Source organism: Pseudonocardia xinjiangensis, assembly GCF_050948425.1.
In the GTDB taxonomy this organism is placed as follows: Bacteria; Actinomycetota; Actinomycetes; order Mycobacteriales; family Pseudonocardiaceae; genus Pseudonocardia; species Pseudonocardia xinjiangensis.
Genome location: NZ_CP192009.1, coordinates 2,316,773 through 2,333,472 on the forward strand (window position 1 = coordinate 2,316,773; position 16,700 = coordinate 2,333,472).

Annotated in this window: 17 protein-coding genes; 16 read left to right on the forward strand and 1 reads right to left on the reverse strand. The window is 72.8% G+C overall.

Annotation, left to right across the window (positions count from 1 at the left end; translation table 11 throughout):
* Positions 1-195: 195 nt before the first annotated feature.
* The 6 genes from ACQPZA_RS10970 (at position 196) to ACQPZA_RS10995 (ending at position 5,835) form a co-directional block, all read left to right on the forward strand.
* Positions 196-1,770, forward strand: a complete 1,575-nt coding sequence (locus ACQPZA_RS10970; protein WP_433280213.1) for a GMC family oxidoreductase — start codon at positions 196-198, stop codon at positions 1,768-1,770.
* Between the two features lie 62 nt (positions 1,771-1,832).
* The gene (priA, locus tag ACQPZA_RS10975) at positions 1,833-2,603 is read left to right on the forward strand and encodes a bifunctional 1-(5-phosphoribosyl)-5-((5-phosphoribosylamino)methylideneamino)imidazole-4-carboxamide isomerase/phosphoribosylanthranilate isomerase PriA (RefSeq protein ID WP_169399384.1); all 771 of its coding nucleotides are present in this window, start codon (positions 1,833-1,835) and stop codon (positions 2,601-2,603) included.
* Between the two features lies 1 nt (position 2,604).
* Complete coding sequence (hisF, locus tag ACQPZA_RS10980) at positions 2,605-3,378, forward strand: imidazole glycerol phosphate synthase subunit HisF (protein WP_169399383.1); 774 nt, start codon at positions 2,605-2,607, stop codon at positions 3,376-3,378.
* A complete protein-coding gene (gene hisI, locus ACQPZA_RS10985; RefSeq protein ID WP_433280216.1) occupies positions 3,375-3,746 on the forward strand; it encodes a phosphoribosyl-AMP cyclohydrolase in 372 nt (123 codons plus the stop codon). Before hisF ends, hisI begins: the two co-directional genes overlap by 4 nt.
* A gap of 295 nt (positions 3,747-4,041) precedes the next feature.
* Positions 4,042-4,701: a response regulator gene (locus tag ACQPZA_RS10990; protein WP_433280218.1), complete on the forward strand. Its 660-nt coding sequence runs from the start codon at positions 4,042-4,044 to the stop codon at positions 4,699-4,701.
* A 114-nt stretch (positions 4,702-4,815) separates the two neighbouring features.
* Entirely contained in the window at positions 4,816-5,835 is a 1,020-nt protein-coding gene (locus ACQPZA_RS10995; RefSeq protein WP_433280220.1) for an amidohydrolase family protein, read from the forward strand.
* 28 nt (positions 5,836-5,863) lie between these two features.
* On the opposite strand, the gene ACQPZA_RS11000 is transcribed toward ACQPZA_RS10995, so the two are convergent.
* Positions 5,864-6,517 carry a TetR/AcrR family transcriptional regulator gene (locus tag ACQPZA_RS11000; RefSeq protein WP_169399736.1) on the reverse strand — a complete coding sequence of 218 codons (654 nt, stop codon included), beginning with the start codon at positions 6,515-6,517 and terminating at the stop codon, positions 5,864-5,866.
* An 81-nt stretch (positions 6,518-6,598) separates the two neighbouring features.
* Between ACQPZA_RS11000 and ACQPZA_RS11005 the strand changes: the two genes are divergently transcribed.
* The 10 genes from ACQPZA_RS11005 (at position 6,599) to ACQPZA_RS11050 (ending at position 16,568) form a co-directional block, all read left to right on the forward strand.
* Complete coding sequence (locus ACQPZA_RS11005; RefSeq protein ID WP_433280222.1) at positions 6,599-8,212, forward strand: anthranilate synthase component I; 1,614 nt, start codon at positions 6,599-6,601, stop codon at positions 8,210-8,212.
* Positions 8,209-8,796 (forward strand): Trp biosynthesis-associated membrane protein, encoded by a 588-nt coding sequence (locus tag ACQPZA_RS11010; protein ID WP_433280224.1) that lies wholly within the window; start codon positions 8,209-8,211, stop codon positions 8,794-8,796. Before ACQPZA_RS11005 ends, ACQPZA_RS11010 begins: the two co-directional genes overlap by 4 nt.
* 43 nt (positions 8,797-8,839) lie before the next feature.
* Positions 8,840-9,664, forward strand: coding sequence for an indole-3-glycerol phosphate synthase TrpC (trpC, locus tag ACQPZA_RS11015; RefSeq protein WP_169399739.1), 825 nt, complete (start codon positions 8,840-8,842; stop codon positions 9,662-9,664).
* Positions 9,665-9,753: 89 nt separating this feature from the next.
* Complete coding sequence (gene trpB / locus ACQPZA_RS11020) at positions 9,754-11,094, forward strand: tryptophan synthase subunit beta (RefSeq protein ID WP_433282761.1); 1,341 nt, start codon at positions 9,754-9,756, stop codon at positions 11,092-11,094.
* Positions 11,091-11,903 (forward strand): tryptophan synthase subunit alpha, encoded by an 813-nt coding sequence (trpA, locus tag ACQPZA_RS11025; RefSeq protein ID WP_433280225.1) that lies wholly within the window; start codon positions 11,091-11,093, stop codon positions 11,901-11,903. Before trpB ends, trpA begins: the two co-directional genes overlap by 4 nt.
* Before the next feature lie 156 nt (positions 11,904-12,059).
* The gene (gene lgt, locus ACQPZA_RS11030) at positions 12,060-13,013 is read left to right on the forward strand and encodes a prolipoprotein diacylglyceryl transferase (protein WP_246267701.1); all 954 of its coding nucleotides are present in this window, start codon (positions 12,060-12,062) and stop codon (positions 13,011-13,013) included.
* A complete protein-coding gene (locus tag ACQPZA_RS11035; RefSeq protein ID WP_433280227.1) occupies positions 13,010-13,645 on the forward strand; it encodes a DUF2461 domain-containing protein in 636 nt (211 codons plus the stop codon). The genes lgt and ACQPZA_RS11035 overlap by 4 nt, the downstream gene beginning before the upstream one ends.
* A 63-nt stretch (positions 13,646-13,708) precedes the next feature.
* Positions 13,709-15,130, forward strand: coding sequence for a pyruvate kinase (pyk, locus tag ACQPZA_RS11040; protein ID WP_169399743.1), 1,422 nt, complete (start codon positions 13,709-13,711; stop codon positions 15,128-15,130).
* Between the two features lie 62 nt (positions 15,131-15,192).
* Positions 15,193-15,663 (forward strand): GNAT family N-acetyltransferase, encoded by a 471-nt coding sequence (locus ACQPZA_RS11045; RefSeq protein ID WP_433280229.1) that lies wholly within the window; start codon positions 15,193-15,195, stop codon positions 15,661-15,663.
* Positions 15,660-16,568, forward strand: coding sequence for an acyl-CoA thioesterase (locus ACQPZA_RS11050; protein ID WP_433280231.1), 909 nt, complete (start codon positions 15,660-15,662; stop codon positions 16,566-16,568). Before ACQPZA_RS11045 ends, ACQPZA_RS11050 begins: the two co-directional genes overlap by 4 nt.
* Positions 16,569-16,700: the final 132 nt, after the last annotated feature.

Sequence of the window (16,700 nt, forward strand, 5' to 3'; positions counted from 1 at the left end):
GTTGTCGGTTGTCGGTGATCCGGTGCGCGGTCGACTGGTGGCCAAAGAAATGGCGAGTTGCTAGATTCCTCGCAAGGAGTCTCGGTACGCGGGCTGTTTGCCCAGGTGACGGGCCGTGATCGGATTCGACGGTGTGGTGCTTCCGGTTCCGTTCTGATCGGCTCTGGTGAATTCGGCGACCCGTGGAGACCGGCGATGGAATCGTTCGACTACGTGATCGTCGGTGCCGGCAGCGCTGGTTGCGTGCTGGCCAACCGGTTGTCCGAGAACAGCGCCATCCGCGTGTTGTTGCTGGAGGCGGGCGGTTCGGACGACGTTCCCGAGGTGCATATTCCGGCCGCGTTCCTCGGAATGCTCAAGGGTGAGCGGGACTGGAGCTATGCGTCCGTTCCCCAGGCTCGCACCGGCCGTTCCGTGTACGTGCCACGAGGACGGATGCTGGGCGGCTGCTCGTCGATGAACGCCATGATGTACATCCGGGGCAACCCCGCCGACTACGACAGGTGGCTCGACCACTTCGGCGCGCGGGGCTGGGGCTGGAGCGACGTGCTGCCCTACTTCATCCGGTCGGAGGGGAACGCGCGGCTGTCCGGGCCGCTGCACGGCTCGGACGGCCCGCTGCTGGTGCAGGACCAGATCTTCGTCCATGACCTGTCGCGGGCGTGGATCGACGCCGCCGTCGAGTGGGGCCTGCCCGCTAACGACGACTTCAACGGTCCCTCGCAGCTCGGCGCCGGGAAGTACCAGCTGACGTGCCGGGACGGCAGGCGCTGGTCCGTGGCCGACGCTTACCTGCATCCCGTTACGGATCGGCCCAACCTGACCGTCCTCACCGGCAGCACGGTGGACCGCGTCCAGGTGCGGGACGGGCGCGCGGTGGGCGTGACCTACCGCGCCGACGGGATCGACCACGTCGCCCAGGCGCAGGAGGAGGTGCTGCTCTGCGCGGGGGTCATCGCCTCGCCCCAGCTGCTCATGCTCTCCGGCATCGGCCCGGCCGACGATCTGCGCGACCACGGCATCCCGGTGGTCCTCGATGCCCCCGGAGTGGGCGCCGGGCTGCAGGACCACCCGGCCGTCCCGCTGGTCTGGACGACCCGGGGCACCACCGACTTCCGGGATCTCGTCGCCACCGAGGACGCCGCGCTGCAGTGGCAGCGGGACCGCCGGGGGCCGCTCACCTCGGTGGTCGGCGACGTCGCGATGTTCTTCGCCACCGACGGAGCCGCGGCGCCGAACATCCAGGTGTTCGCCGGTGCCACCTCGTACTGGCACGACGGTTTCGGCTACGCCGACGTGCCGTGCTGTACCGCCGCCGTCGCCCTGGTCGAGCCCGCCAGCCGCGGCCGGCTGCGGCTGCGCTCGGCCGACCCGTCCGCCAAGCCGGTCATCGACTTCGCCTTCTACGAGGAGCAGTCCGACCTGGACGCGATGGTGACCGGGCTGCGGACCCTGGTCGACGTGGCCCGCATGCCGTCGTTGGCGCCGTCCATCTCGGGGCCGTACCTGCCGGCGAACGCCGTACCCGACCGGTCGGTGCTGCTCGACCTCGTCCGGTCGCGGACCCAGACGATGTACCACCCGGTCGGGACGTGCGCGATGGGCGCTGCCGACGCGGCGGTGGTGGACCCCGAGCTGCGGGTGCGCGGAGTCGACCGGCTCCGGGTGGTCGACGCCTCGGTGATGCCGGCGATCGTGCGGGGCAACACCAACGCTCCCGTCGTCATGATCGCGGAGAAGGCCGCCGACATGATCCTCGTGGATGACTGACCACCGCCGCCCCGCGTGTATTGCGGGCCGGGGCCGGAGACGTCACCGGTAGGCTTCCTGGCGTGAGTTTCACGCTGCTTCCCGCCGTCGACGTCGCCGACGGCCAGGCCGTGCGGCTGGTGCAGGGCGAGGCCGGCACCGCCACCGGTTACGGCGCCCCGCGGGATGCCGCGCTGCAGTGGCAGAACGACGGCGCGGAGTGGATCCACCTCGTCGACCTCGACGCCGCGTTCGGCCGCGGCTCCAACGCCGAGCTGCTGGCCGCCGTCGTCGGCGAGCTGGACGTGGCGGTGGAGCTGTCGGGCGGCATCCGCGACGACGCGTCGCTCGAGCGGGCCCTGTCCACCGGCTGCGCCCGGGTGAACCTGGGCACCGCGGCGCTGGAGAACCCCGACTGGTGCGCCAGCGCCCTCGCGGCCCACGGCGACCGGATCGCGGTCGGCCTCGACGTCCGGATCACCGCTGCAGGCCACCGGCTCGCCGCCCGCGGCTGGACCACCGACGGCGGCGACCTCTGGGAGGTGCTGGAGCGGCTCGACCGCGACGGCTGCTCCCGCTACGTCGTCACCGACGTGAGTAAGGACGGCACGCTGCGCGGGCCCAACATCGACCTGCTGCGCGACGTCGCGGCCGCCACGAAGGCCCCGGTCATCGCCTCCGGCGGGATCGCCGAGGTGTCCGACCTGGTCGCGCTGGCCGAGGTGGCCGCCACCGGCGTCAACATCGAGGGGTCGATCGTCGGCAAGGCGCTCTACGCCGGGCGTTTCACGCTTCCCGAGGCGCTGGCCGCGGTGCGCGCGGTCGACGCTGCGGCGGGACGGGCGGCCGGCTGAGATGGGCGTCGCCGTTCGCGTCATCCCCTGCCTGGACGTCGACGCCGGCCGGGTGGTGAAGGGCGTCAACTTCGCCGACCTCCGCGACGCGGGCGACCCGGTGGAGATGGCCCGTGTCTACGACGCCGAGGGCGCCGACGAGCTCACGTTCCTCGACGTCACGGCATCGTCGGGGGAGCGTGCCACCATGCTCGACGTGGTGCGCCGCACCGCGGAGCAGGTGTTCATCCCGCTCACCGTCGGCGGCGGCATCCGCGCCACCGACGACGTCGACACGCTGCTGCGGGCCGGGGCCGACAAGGTCAGCATCAACACCGCGGCGATCGCCCGCCCGGAGCTGCTCCACGAGGCCAGCCGCCGGTTCGGGGCGCAGTGCATCGTGCTCTCCGTCGACGCCCGCACGGTGCCCGAGGGCAGCGCACCGACCCCGTCGGGCTGGGAGGTCACCACCCACGGGGGGCGCCGGGGCACCGGCATCGACGCCGTCGAGTGGGCCGCCCGCGGCCAGGAGCTCGGTGTCGGCGAGATCCTGCTCAACTCGATGGACGCCGACGGCACCCGGGCGGGCTTCGACCTGGCCATGATCGCCGCGGTGCGCAAGGTGGTGGACGTGCCGGTGATCGCCAGTGGTGGAGCCGGCGCCGTCGAGCACTTCCTGCCCGCCGTGCGGGCGGGAGCCGACGCCGTGCTCGCCGCCAGCGTCTTCCACTTCGGACAGCTGCGCATCAAGGACGTCAAGGACGGCCTGCGCGAGGGGCAGGTGGAGGTGCGATGACGGCACGCGTGCAGGAGTCCGCCCTCGACCCGGCGATCGCGGCCCGGCTCAAGCGCACCCCCGACGGGCTGGTGTGCGCCATCGCGCAGCAACACGGCACCGGCGAGGTGCTGATGGTGGCCTGGATGGACGACGAGGCGCTGCACCGCACCCTCACCACCGGCCGCGCCACCTACTGGTCGCGCTCCCGCGAGGAGTACTGGGTGAAGGGCGCCACCTCCGGCCACGTCCAGCAGGTGCACGAGGTGCGCCTGGACTGCGACGGCGACGCCGTGCTGGTGGTCGTCGACCAGACCGGGGCGGCGTGCCACACGGGCGAGCGGACGTGCTTCGACGCCGACGTCCTGCTGGCGAGCAACGGCGCCTGACCGGCCCCGCCCGCCCCCCTCGTCCTCGCAGACCCGGCCTGCTCCTCGCAGAGCCCGCAGCATCTGCGAGGAACACACCCGGTCTGCGAGGAGGCGCCGGGCCACTGCCGGCTCGCCCGGCCCCGCCCGCCCGGCATTCGGGCGACTCGCGGGGCACTGCTGGGCGACTCGCGGGGCAGGGGCGGGCGACTCGCGGGGCACGGTCGGGCGACTCGCCGGGCGCGGACGGGCGACTCGCGGGGCGGGGCGGGGTGACCGGCGGGCGGGGCGGGGGGCGATCCGAGATGATGGCGTCATGATCAGGTTGTTGCTGGTGGACGACGAGGATCTCGTGCGGGCCGGGCTCCGCGCGATCCTCGACGCGGAGCCGGACATCACGGTGGTCGGCGAGGCGGCCGACGGTGCCGAGGTGCCCGGTCTGGTGGGCGGGCTCGCTCCCGACGTGGTGCTGATGGACGTGCGCATGTTCGCCGTCGACGGCATCGCCGCCCCCCGGCACCTGGTCACGAGCCTGCCGCAGCCGCCTCGGGTGCTGGTGCTCACGACGTTCGGCAACGACGGTGACGTCTACGACGCGCTGCAGGCGGGCGCCGCGGGGTTCCTGCTCAAGCGGGCCCGGCCCGCCGAGATCGTGCAGGCGGTGCGCATCGTCGCCCGCGGTGAGTCGCTGTTGTTCCCCGCCGCCGTGCGGGACCTGGTGGCCACCCGCGGCCGCGCCGGTGGGGACGCGCTGCGCGGCGTGGGGCTGACCGAGCGGGAGGGCGAGGTGCTGCGCTGGATGGCCCGCGGGCTGTCGAACGCCGAGATCGCCAGGGAGCTGGCGGTCGGCGTGGAGACCGTGCAGGCCCAGGTGGGCGCCCTGCTGGCGAAGCTGGGGGCGCGGGACCGGACCCAGGCCGTGGTGGCGGCCTACGAGTCGGGGTTCATCGACCCGCGCCGGCCCGTCGACGTCTGACGGTGGACCTCGCAGGCGGTCGCTCTGGCGTGTTCCGGTCGCGGACACAGATGATCGCGGGGTCGGGCGCGATCCGGTCCGGTTCTCCGGACATGACCAGAAGGGCGTCGAGGAATGATCATCGACTGTCACGGCCACTACACCACGGTGCCGGCAGCGCACACGGCCTGGCGTGAGGAGCAGCGTGCCGGGTTCGAGGCCGGCACGCCGGTCCCCGGCTACCCGGAGATCTCCGACGACCAGATCCGCGAGTCCGTGGAGGGCAGCCAGCTCCGGCTGATGGCCGACCGCGGAGTCGACCTGACCGTGTTCTCCCCGCGCGCGTCGGCCATGGGCCATCACATCGGTGACGAGCAGGTCAGCGCGTCCTGGTCGCGGGCCTGCAACGACCTGATCCACCGGGTCGTCGCGCTGTATCCGGAGCACTTCATCGGCGTCTGCCAGTTGCCGCAGTCGCCCGGAGTGCCGATCGAGCACGCGATCGACGAGCTGAAGCGCTGCGTGCTGGAACTGGGCTTCGTCGGCTGCAACCTCAACCCCGACCCCAGCGGGGGCCACTGGACGGCACCGCCCCTGACGGACAAGAGCTGGTACCCCTTCTACGAGGCCATGATCGAGCTCGACGTACCGGCGATGGTGCACGTCTCGGCATCGACCAACCCGAACTTCCACGCGACCGGGGCGCACTACCTCAACGCCGACACCACCGCGTTCATGCAGCTGCTCCAGGGCGACCTGTTCGCCGACCTCCCGCAGCTGCGGCTGGTGATCCCGCACGGCGGGGGAGCGGTGCCCTACCACTGGGGCCGCTACCGCGGGCTCGCCGACATGCTCGGCCGGCCCGAGCCGGACGACCACATCATGGCGAACGTCTTCTTCGACACGTGCGTCTACCACCAGCCCGGCATCGACCTGCTCTTCGACGTGGTCGACGTCGACAACATCCTGTTCGGCTCGGAGATGGTCGGAGCCGTGCGCGGGATCGATCCGCGGACCGGCCACCACTACGACGACACCCGCCGGTACGTCGACGCGCTCGGTCTGGCCGACGAGGACCGGGCGAAGGTCTACGAGCGCAACGTCCGCCGGGTCTACCCGCGGCTCGACCAGGCGCTGAGGGCGAGGGGACGGTGACGGCCCACGGCAGGCGCCGCGAGCCCGGCTACGGCAGCGGCCCCGTGAGGTAGCGCTGCAGGTTCGGGGCCACTGCGCCGATCACCGTGGCGTGGTCGGCGGAGGCGAGCGGCTCCACCTTCAGCACGTACCGCACGACCGCGAGACCGAGGACCTGGGAGCCGCACAGGCCCGCCCGCAGCTCGCGCTGGTCCGGCGCCACCGCGGACACCACCTTCGCCACGAGCACCCGGCTCACGAACTCGCGCAGCATGCGGGCCGCGGCGTCGTGGGCGGCCACGCTCTGGAGCACCGCGGCGAGCGGCGCCCCGCCCGTGGCGTCCCAGACCTCCAGCAGCCGGCCGATGATCCGCTCGGCGAGGCGCTCGGGATCACCGGGCACCACGTCGGCGAGGACCGCCCCGGGGTCGACCGGGAGGTCCAGCACCGCGGTGAACAGGGACTCCTTGCCACCGAACCAGTGGTTGACCATGGCCGGGTCCACCCCGGCCCGCTCGGCGATCACCCGCACCGTGGCGCCGTCGTAACCGCGTTCGGCGAACTCGACCCTGGCGGCGGCGAGCAGCTGGGCGCGGGTGTCGGCGCCACCCGGCCTGCGGCCGCGGCGGCGCGGGGCCGGGTCGCCCTGCGCGGTGCCCGTGCCCGCGCGGGACGGGCCGGGGTCGTCGGCTGTGGCTGCCACGGACCCATCCTCCCCCGGTCGCGGCCCGCCGGTGGCGCGGCTCTCGTGCCCGGCGCGCCGCCGGTTGTCACAATGGTCTCCATGACCGTCACCGCGCCTGCGCCCGCTCTGGGTGCGGTCGCCCCCAGCCGCGAAGAGTTCCGTGCGTTGGCCGTCGGGCACCGGGTCATCCCGGTCACCCGGAGGCTGCTCGCCGACGACGAGACCCCCGTCGGGGTCTACCGCAAGCTGGCGGGCGACCGCCCTGGCACGTTCATCCTCGAGTCCGCGGAGAACGGTCGCTCCTGGTCACGGTGGTCGTTCGTCGGAGCGCGCAGTGCCGCGGCCCTCACGGCCGTGGACGGGGAGCTGGTGTGGACGGGCGAGGTACCGGCCGGGCTGCCCACCTCGGGAGACCCGCTCGCCGCCCTGCGCACCGTGGTCGAGGAGCTGCGCAGCGAGCCGCTCCCCGGGCTGCCGCCGCTGACCGGCGGCATGGTCGGCTACCTCGGCTACGACGTGGTGCGGCGCCTCGAGCGCCTGCCCGAGCTCACCACCGACGACCTGCAGCTGCCCGAGCTGGTGATGCTGCTGGCCACCGACCTGGCGGCGGTCGACCACCACGAGGGCACGGTCACCCTGATCGCCAACGCGATCAACTGGGACGCCACCGACGAGCGGGTCGACGAGGCCTACGACGACGCGGTCGCGCGGCTCGACCGGATGACCGCGGAGCTCGCCGCTCCCGCGCCGTCCACCGTGGCCGTCTACCAGCGCGCCACCAAGCCCGAGTTCACCCGGCGGCGTTCCTCGTCGGAGTACCAGGCCGACGTGGAGACGGTGAAGGAGCAGATCCGCGACGGCGAGGCGTTCCAGGTGGTCATCTCGCAGCGGTTCGAGGCGGACTGCCCGGCCGACTCGCTCGACGTCTACCGCGTGCTGCGGGCCACGAACCCCAGCCCGTACATGTATCTGCTGCGGCTGGAGTCCGCCGGCACGCCCGACCGGCCGGCCCGTCGCTTCGACATCGTCGGGTCCAGCCCGGAGGCCCTGGTCACGGTCCGGGACGGGAAGGCGACCACCCATCCCATCGCGGGCACCCGGTGGCGCGGCGACACCGAGGAGGAGGACCTGCTCCTGGAGAAGGAGCTGCGCCACGACGAGAAGGAGCGCGCCGAGCACGTGATGCTGGTCGACCTCGGCCGCAACGACCTCGGCAAGGTGTGCGCACCCGGCACGGTGAAGGTCCACAGCTTCTTCTCGGTGGAGCGCTACAGCCACGTCATGCACCTGGTCTCGACGATCACCGGCACGCTGCGCAGCGAGTGCATCGCGTTCGACGCCGTGCTGGCGTGCTTCCCCGCCGGCACCCTGTCGGGCGCCCCGAAGCCGCGGGCGTTGCAGATCATCGAGGAGCTGGAGCCGACCAGGCGTGGGCTCTACGGCGGGATCGTCGGCTACTTCGACTTCGCGGGCGACGCCGACACCGCCATCGCGATCCGCACGGCGATGGTGCGCGACGGGATCGCCTACGTGCAGGCCGGTGGCGGGATCGTCGCCGACTCCGAGCCGGCGGCCGAGGACACGGAGAGCCTGAACAAGGCGCGGGCGGTGCTGTCGGCGGTCGCGACCGCGGCCACGATCGCGCAACCGCAGATCGGCAGGGCGGAGCCGGGCATCGGCGGCGGACCGGCCGGGCAGGACCGGAGACGGTGACCCAGGTCCCCGCGCGGGACCCGCGCGCGCTGCTCGCGGTGTGCGTGGGCCTCGCGGGGTCCGCGGCCCTGCTCTGGGGCGCCTCCGCCACCACCTGGTTCCGCATCACCGGGCCGCCGGGGCGCCCTGCCACCCAGTCCACCGGAGCGGACGTCGCGCCGTCGCTCACCGGGTTCGCCCTGCTGGCGCTGGCCGCGGTGGCGGCGCTCGTGGCCACCGCCGGGCCGCTGCGCAGGGTCGTCGCGGCGCTGCTCGTGCTGGTGGGGGCCGTGGTGGGCGTCGTCGTGGTGCAGGCGGCGCTCGACCCGCCCGGGGCGCCGGGTGCCGCCGCGAGGACAGCGGCCCCGTTGCTCGCCGTGGCCGGTGCCGCCGTGCTGCTCGCGGTGAGCGTGTTCGTGCTGCTGCGGGAACCGAGGCTGCCGAGGCTCGGCGCGCGGTACGCGGCACCCGGTGCGCGGCGGGTGGAGATGGACCCCGACCGGGCCGCCTGGCAGGCGCTGGACGCCGGGAACGACCCCACCGCCGACGTGCCCGGGAGCAGGGGGGACGATCCTGACGTCGGGGGTCGCACCGGGCCTGGCTAGCATGATTCGCGCCCGGCCCTATCCGGAGAGGGGGACCAACGCCATGGAGCACGGCGGAGCGAGCGTCCTCGATTCCATCGTGGACGGTGTCAGGGCGGATCTTGCGGTACGTGAGGCGGAGGTCGACTTCGCCGAGATCAAGCGTCGAGCGGCGGCGGCGGCACCGCCCCGCGACGTGATGGCGGCGCTGCGGGCGCCGGGTATCGGGGTGATCGCCGAGGTCAAGCGCCGCAGCCCGTCACGGGGCGAGCTGGCCGACATCGCCGATCCGGCCGACCTGGCGGCGGCCTATGCGGGTGGCGGCGCGCGGGTGATCAGCGTCCTCACCGAGCAGCGCCGGTTCGGCGGTTCGCTGGCCGACCTGGCCGCCGTCCGCGCCGCGGTGGACGTCCCCGTGCTGCGCAAGGACTTCGTCGTGAGCCCGTACCAGGTGCACGAGGCCAGGGCCTTCGGTGCCGACCTGGTGCTGCTGATCGTCGCGGCGCTGGAGCAGAACGCGCTCGACTCCCTGCTGGACCGCGTCGAGTCCCTCGGCATGACGGCCCTCGTGGAGGTGCACACCGAGGAGGAGGCCGACCGCGCGCTGGAGGCGGGCGCCAAGGTCATCGGGGTGAACGCGCGCAACCTGCACACGCTCGAGGTCAACCGGTCGATCTTCGGGCAGATCGCGCCCGGGCTGCCCAGCGACGTGCTGCGGGTGGCGGAGTCGGGGGTCCGGGGGCCCGGTGACCTGCTCACCTACGCCGGCTGGGGGGCCGACGCGGTGCTCGTCGGTGAGGGCCTGGTCACCAGCGGCGATCCCGGTGGTGCGGTGCGTAGCCTGGTGGCGGCAGGTTTCCATCCGTCCTGTTCCAGGATGGTGCGGTAACAGGGATGACGCCGTAGCAAGGATGCAGTAGCAAGGATGTTGTGTTGACGACCAGCGGCTCCGGGACCACCAGCAAGGCCAGCGACGGCATCTCCACGCCGTCGGGCCACGAGCCGGACGAGCGCGGCCACTTCGGGCGCTACGGCGGCCGGTACGTCCCGGAGGCGCTCATCGCGGCTCTCGACGAACTGGCCGCGGCGTACGACAAGGCCCGCGGCGACCGGGAGTTCCTCGACGAGCTCGACCGGCTCCACCGGGAGTACTCGGGGCGCCCGTCCCCGCTCACCGACGTGCCGAAGCTCAGCAAGCACGCCGGCGGGGCCCGTATCCTGCTCAAGCGCGAGGACCTCAACCACACCGGGTCCCACAAGATCAACAATGTGCTGGGCCAGGCGCTGCTCACCCAGCGGATGGGCAAGAGGCGCGTCATCGCCGAGACCGGCGCGGGGCAGCACGGCGTCGCCACGGCCACCGCCTGCGCACTGCTCGGCCTGGAGTGCGTCGTCTACATGGGTGAGGTCGACACCGAGCGCCAGGCCCTCAACGTCGCGCGGATGCGGCTGCTCGGGGCGCAGGTGGTGCCGGTGAAGACCGGCTCCCGCACCCTGAAGGACGCGATCAACGAGGCCCTGCGCGACTGGGTCACCAACGTCGACCACACGCACTACCTGCTCGGCACCGCCGCGGGCCCGCACCCGTTCCCCACGATCGTGCGCGACTTCCACCGCATCATCGGCCTGGAGGCGCGCGAGCAGGTGCTGGACCGCACCGGCCGCCTCCCCGACGCGGTGGTCGCGTGTGTGGGTGGCGGGTCCAACGCGATCGGCATCTTCCACGCGTTCCTCGACGACCCGGATGTGCGGCTCGTCGGCTTCGAGCCCGGCGGCGACGGCGTCGAGACCGGCCGCCACGGCGCCACGCTCACCGCCGGCTCGCCGGGTGCGCTGCACGGCGCCATGTCCTACCTGCTGCAGGACGAGGACGGGCAGACGGCCGAGTCGCACTCGATCTCCGCGGGGCTCGACTACCCAGGAGTGGGCCCGGAGCACGCGCTGCTGAAGGACCTCGGCCGTGCGGAGTACCGCCCGATCACCGACGCGGAGGCGATGGACGCGTTCGCGCTGCTGTCGCGCACCGAGGGGATCATCCCCGCCATCGAGTCGGCGCACGCCGTGGCCGGTGCCCTGCAACTGGGCCGCGAGATGGGCCCCGACGCCGTCATCGTCATCAACCTGTCCGGACGCGGCGACAAGGACGTCGATACCGCGGCGAAGTGGTTCGGCATGATCTCGGGCGACGAGAGCGCTGAGGACGCGAGCGGCACGGCCATCGCCGAGGCCTCGCTCGCCGAACCCGGGGCCGCCGCACCGGAGGAGCGGCCCAGCGGGGAGTCCACGGTCACCACCGACGCAGAGGGCGTGCAGAGATGAGTCGCGTCGAGGAGATCTTCCGTGAGTGCCGGGCCCAGGGTCGCGGCACGCTCGTCGGCTACCTCCCGGCCGGCTACCCGACGGTGGACGGCTCGGTGGATCTGCTCCGTGCGATGGTCGACGGCGGCTGCGACCTGCTCGAGATCGGGATCCCGTACTCCGACCCCGTGATGGACGGCCCCACGATCCAGGCGGCCGCCGAGACCGCACTGCGGGCCGGCACCAAGCTGCACGACGTGCTGTCGGTGGTCGAGCGGGTGAGCGCCGCCGGTGGCCGCGCCGTGATCATGACCTACTACAACCCGGTGCTCCGCTACGGCGTCGACGCGTTCGCGCGGGACCTCGCCGCGGCCGGGGGCCTGGGGATGATCACCCCGGACCTCATCCCCGACGAGGCCGACGAGTGGCTGGCCGCCTCCGCCACGCACGGCCTGGACCGGATCTTCCTCGTCGCGCCCTCCTCGGGGGAGGAACGCATCGCCTCCACCGCGGCGGCGGGCAGCGGCTTCCTCTACGCCACCTCGACGATGGGCGTGACAGGCGCGCGCGACACGGTCGCCTCCGTCGCCCCGAAGCTCGTGGCCCGCTGCCGGGCCCACACCTCGCTGCCGATCGGCGTCGGGCTCGGCGTGCGGTCGGCCGACCAGGCCGCCGAGGTCGCCTCCTTCGCCGACGGCGTGATCGTGGGCTCGGCGTTCGTCACGGCGAACGAACGCGGTGGTGCCTCGGGGGTCCACGCTCTGGCGGCCGAGCTGGCCGAGGGTGTCCGGCGCGCAGACGTGCCGTCGGCGGCGCCCGCTCCGGCCTGACATCGCCCGCTCCGCGCCGCTCGTCCGACGGCGGCCGGGACACGGTGGCGGGCGCCTCCCCGACCGTCTGACTAGTGGCGATACCGTGGCGTGGTGAGTTCTGCCGTGGCGACCGCCGTGCTGGCCTTCATCCCGAGCCCGGATCGCGGGGTCTGGATGCTGGGTCCGATCCCGATCCGGGCCTACGCGCTCTGCATCATCGCCGGGATCATCGTCGCGGTGATGTGGGGTGACCGGCGCTTCGTCGCCCGCGGCGGAGAACCGGGCACGGTCACGGACGTCGCGGTGTTCGCCGTGCCGTTCGGGCTGGTGGGCGGGCGGCTCTACCACGTGGCCACCGACTGGTACACGTACTTCGGCCCGGGCGGCGACCCGGTCGGTGCCCTGAAGATCTGGCAGGGCGGCCTCGGGATCTGGGGGGCCGTCGCGCTCGGTGCGGTCGGGGCCTGGATCGGCTGCCGCCGTCGCGGGGTGCCGCTGCCGTTCTTCGCCGACGCCGTGGCGCCCGGCATCGTGGTCGCGCAGGCCATCGGCCGCGTGGGGAACTACTTCAACCAGGAGCTCTACGGCGGGCCCACCACCCTGCCGTGGGGCCTGGAGATCTACCGCCGGGTGGACCCCTCGACCGGACTCCCGGACAGCCTGGGCGGCGTCGCGCTGGACCACACGCCGATCGAGATCGTGCACCCGACGTTCCTCTACGAGCTCCTGTGGAACCTGGTCGTCGCCGCGGTCGTGGTCTGGGCCGACCGGCGCTTCCGGCTCGGCCACGGCCGGGCGTTCGCGCTCTACGTCGCCGGCTACACCCTCGGCCGCTTCTTCATCGAGATGGCCCGCACCGACCACGCCACGCGGGTCTTCGGTGACGTCCGCATCAACGTGGTCGTCGCCGGGGTCGTGTTCATCGGCGCGGTGCTCTACCTCGTGCTCGTCCGCAAGCCGCGCGAGGTGTACCCCGTCCCCGCGGACGACACGCCGGACGGCCCGGTCGACGACGACACGCCCGGCGACGATGCCGCGGATCCGCCTGCCGCCGACGCGTCCGCGCCGGAGGCCGAGACCGCCGACCGGGATCGGGTGGTGGCCGAACCGGGCGAGCGTTCGCCGTGACGTTCACCGGGTTCGGCGAGGGCGCCGTCGAGTTCTACGACGGGCTCGTCGTGGACAACTCGAAGGCCTACTGGAGCGACAACCGCGAGGTCTACGAGAACGACGTGCGGGCCCCGATGCAGGCCCTGCTCGCCGAGCTGGAACCGGAGTTCGGGCCCGGGAAGATCTTCCGCCCGTACCGCGACGTCCGGTTCGCCGCCGACAAGACGCCGTACAAGACCCACTGCGGCGCCACAGCGGGACCGTTCTACGTGCAGATCGGCGCCGACGGGCTGATGGCGGCGGGCGGCTACTACCGGATGGCGTCCGACCAGGTGACGCGCTTCCGCACGGCCGTCGACGACGAGCGGCGCGGCACCGAGCTGGAGAAGCTGCTCGAGGTGTTGCGCGCCGACGGGGTGACGGTGGCGGGGGAGAAGCTCAAGACCCGCCCGCGGGGCTTCGACCCGGATCACCCGCGGATCGACCTGCTGCGCCACAAGGCCCTCTACGGCCACCGCAGCTGGCCGCCCGACGACGTGCTGCACGAGGCGGGCGCCGTGGAACGCGTGGTCACGGCGTGGCGGGCGCTGCGTCCGCTCAGTGAATGGCTGGCCGATCACGTCGGATCCAGCGACCTGCCCCGGCGCTGACACCCCCGGCTGTTCTTCCCCGCGCTTCCTGATCGTTCCAGAACCCGCGCTAGACTGCCTCTTGTGAGCCGTCGCACCAAGATTGTCTGCACCATCGGTCCCGCGACCGCGACGCCGGACCGGATACGCGAGCTCGTAGAGGCCGGCATGGACGTCGCCCGGTTGAACTTCAGCCATGGCAACCGTGATGACCACAAGCGGGTCTACGAGATGGTGCGGGAGGCCGCCGACGCCGAAGGGCGTGCGGTCGGCATCCTGGGCGACCTGCAGGGCCCCAAGATCCGCCTCGGGCGCTTCGCCACCGGCCCCGTCGAGTGGCGCACGGGCGAGGAGGTGCGGATCACCGTCGAGGATGTCGCCGGCACCCACGACCGCGTCTCCACCACCTACAAGGGCCTGGCCACCGACGCCCGGCCCGAGGACCGCCTGCTCGTCGACGACGGCAAGGTCGGCCTGCGGGTCACCGGGGTGGACGGTCTCGACGTGGTCTGCCGCGTCACCGAGGGCGGCCCGGTCAGCGACAACAAGGGAATCTCCCTGCCGGGCATGAACGTGTCCGTGCCTGCGCTGACCGACAAGGACTGCTCGGACCTCGAGTTCGCGCTCGACCTGGGCGTCGACTCGATCGCCCTGTCGTTCGTGCGCAGCCCCGCCGACATCGACATGGCCCACAAGATCATGGACAGCCGCGGGATGCGGTTGCCGATCATGGCGAAGCTGGAGAAGCCGGAGGCCGTCGACAACCTCGAGGCCATCGTGCTCGCCTTCGACTCCGTGATGGTCGCCCGTGGCGACCTCGGGGTCGAGCTGCCGCTGGAGCACGTGCCGCTGGTCCAGAAGCGCGCCATCCAGATCGCCCGCGAGAACGCCAAGCCGGTGATCGTCGCCACCCAGATGCTCGAGTCGATGATCACCAACTCGCGCCCCACCCGCGCGGAGGCGTCCGACGTCGCCAACGCGGTGCTCGACGGCGCCGACTGCGTGATGCTCTCCGGGGAGACCAGCGTCGGGCGCTACCCGATCAAGTCGGTGCGCACGATGGCCCAGATCGTCGAGGCGGTCGAGGACGGGCCGGTCAACGTCCCGCCGCTCAACCACGTGCCGCGCACCAAGCGGGGCGTGCTGTCCTACGCCGCCCGTGACATCGGGGAGCGGCTGTCGGCCCGCGCGCTGGTGGCCTTCACGCAGTCCGGCGACACCGTGCGCCGCCTGGCCCGCCTGCACACCAGGCTGCCGCTGCTCGCGTTCACCCCCACGCCCTCGGTCCGCAGCCAGCTCGCGATGAGCTGGGGTGTCGAGACCTTCCTCGTCGACTCCGTCGACTCCACCGACGCGATGGTCCGCCAGGTCGACCACGCGATGCTCTCGATCGAGCGGTTCCACCCCGGTGACCTCGTGGTCATCGTGGCCGGTTCGCCGCCCAACACCGTCGGCTCCACCAACCTCATCCGGGTGCACCGCCTGGGTGAGGAGGACCACGCCTGATCGGGGTCCGCCGCCTCGGCCCCGACCAGTGGGAACAGCTCCGCGAGCTGCGACTGGCCGCGTTGGCCGAGGCCCCGTACGCCTTCGCGTCCACCCTCGATCGGGAGCGTGACACCCCGCCCGAGGAGTGGCGGGAGCGGGTCCGCCGGATCGCCTGGTTCGTCGCCTACAGCGACGATGAGCCCGCCGGTCTCGCCGCCGGCACCACGTGGCCCGACGAGGTACCGGACCGGCGGCACCTGATCTCCATGTGGGTGCGGCCGTCCCACCGCGGCCTGGGCGTCGCGGCCAGGCTCGTCGACGCCGTCCGGGACTGGGCCGTCGACGCCGGAGCCCGCGAGCTGGAGCTGTGGGTGGCCGACGGCAACGAGGCAGCGGCCAGGGTGTACGCCCGCGCCGGGTTCGTGCCCACCGGCGTCCGCCAGCCGCTCCCGAGCAACCCGGAGATCGGCGAGGAGAACTGGATCCTCGCCCTGACCGGGACGGCGCCGCTCGACCACGCGGCACCTCCGGCTGAGAAGATGCCTGGGTGACCCGACCCTCCACGCCCCCCGCCGCCGAGACTGCCGAGGACGGCGCCACCCGCGGTCAGGACGCGCTGGACAGGTTGGTCACCCTGCTCGACCTCGAACAGCTGGAGGTCAACCTCTTCCGCGGCGTGAGCCCCCCGCACAGCCCCACCCGCGTGTTCGGCGGCCAGGTGGCCGGGCAGGCCCTCGTGGCCGCCGGGCGGACGGTGCCCGCGGACCGCTCGGTCCACTCGCTGCAGGCCTACTTCATCCGGCCGGGCGACCCGCGGGTCCCGATCGTCTACGAGGCCGAGCGCGTGCGGGACGGCCGCTCGTTCACCACCCGCCGCGTCCTCGCGATCCAGCACGGGGAAGCGATCTTCTCCCTGTCGGCCTCGTTCCAGCTGCCGCAGGAGGGTCTGGAACACAGCGACCCCGCCCCGTCCGACGTCCCGGGCCCGGAGAGCCTGCCCGACATCGCGGCCCGCATCGCCGCGGGCGGCGACCCGGGATGGCTCGCGCGCGTACCCCGGCCCATCGACATGCGGTTCGTCGACGAGCCGGTGTGGTCCCCGAGCCGGAAGGGCCCATCGGACGAACCGGTGCGGGTGTGGATGCGGGCAGACGGCGACCTCCCCGACGACCGGCTGCTGCACGTCTGCCTGCTGACCTACGCCAGCGACATGACCCTCCTCGGCTCGGTACTGGCCCGCCACGACCTCTCCTCCAAGACGGTGCAGATGGCCAGCCTGGACCACGCCATGTGGTTCCACCGCCCCTTCCGCGCCGACGAGTGGCTGCTCTACACCTGCTACTCGCCCACGGCGTCCGGATCACGGGGTCTCGCCACCGGCCGCTTCACCACGCGGGACGGTCAGCTCGTCGCCACCACGGTGCAGGAAGGCCTGCTGCGGCTGCGCGCGAAGTGAGCGGCCGGGAGCGGGTCCGCGACATGGACACATAACGCTGATCAAGAGCGACTTCCGAGCGCGATATGTGTCCACGTCGCGATCGAGCGAGCGGGATGCGGTGAAAGTGATCTCTGAAGGTCATCGAGCCGC

Coding starts and splice junctions, on each gene's coding strand:
- trpA (WP_433280225.1), top strand. CDS start 11,091: ATGAGTCGCGTCGAGGAGATCTTCCGTGAGTGCCGGGCCCAGGGTCGC.
- ACQPZA_RS10970 (WP_433280213.1), top strand. CDS start 196: ATGGAATCGTTCGACTACGTGATCGTCGGTGCCGGCAGCGCTGGTTGC.
- hisI (WP_433280216.1), top strand. CDS start 3,375: ATGACGGCACGCGTGCAGGAGTCCGCCCTCGACCCGGCGATCGCGGCC.
- hisF (WP_169399383.1), top strand. CDS start 2,605: ATGGGCGTCGCCGTTCGCGTCATCCCCTGCCTGGACGTCGACGCCGGC.
- ACQPZA_RS10990 (WP_433280218.1), top strand. CDS start 4,042: ATGATCAGGTTGTTGCTGGTGGACGACGAGGATCTCGTGCGGGCCGGG.
- trpC (WP_169399739.1), top strand. CDS start 8,840: ATGGAGCACGGCGGAGCGAGCGTCCTCGATTCCATCGTGGACGGTGTC.
- lgt (WP_246267701.1), top strand. CDS start 12,060: ATGCTGGGTCCGATCCCGATCCGGGCCTACGCGCTCTGCATCATCGCC.
- ACQPZA_RS11005 (WP_433280222.1), top strand. CDS start 6,599: ATGACCGTCACCGCGCCTGCGCCCGCTCTGGGTGCGGTCGCCCCCAGC.
- ACQPZA_RS10995 (WP_433280220.1), top strand. CDS start 4,816: ATGATCATCGACTGTCACGGCCACTACACCACGGTGCCGGCAGCGCAC.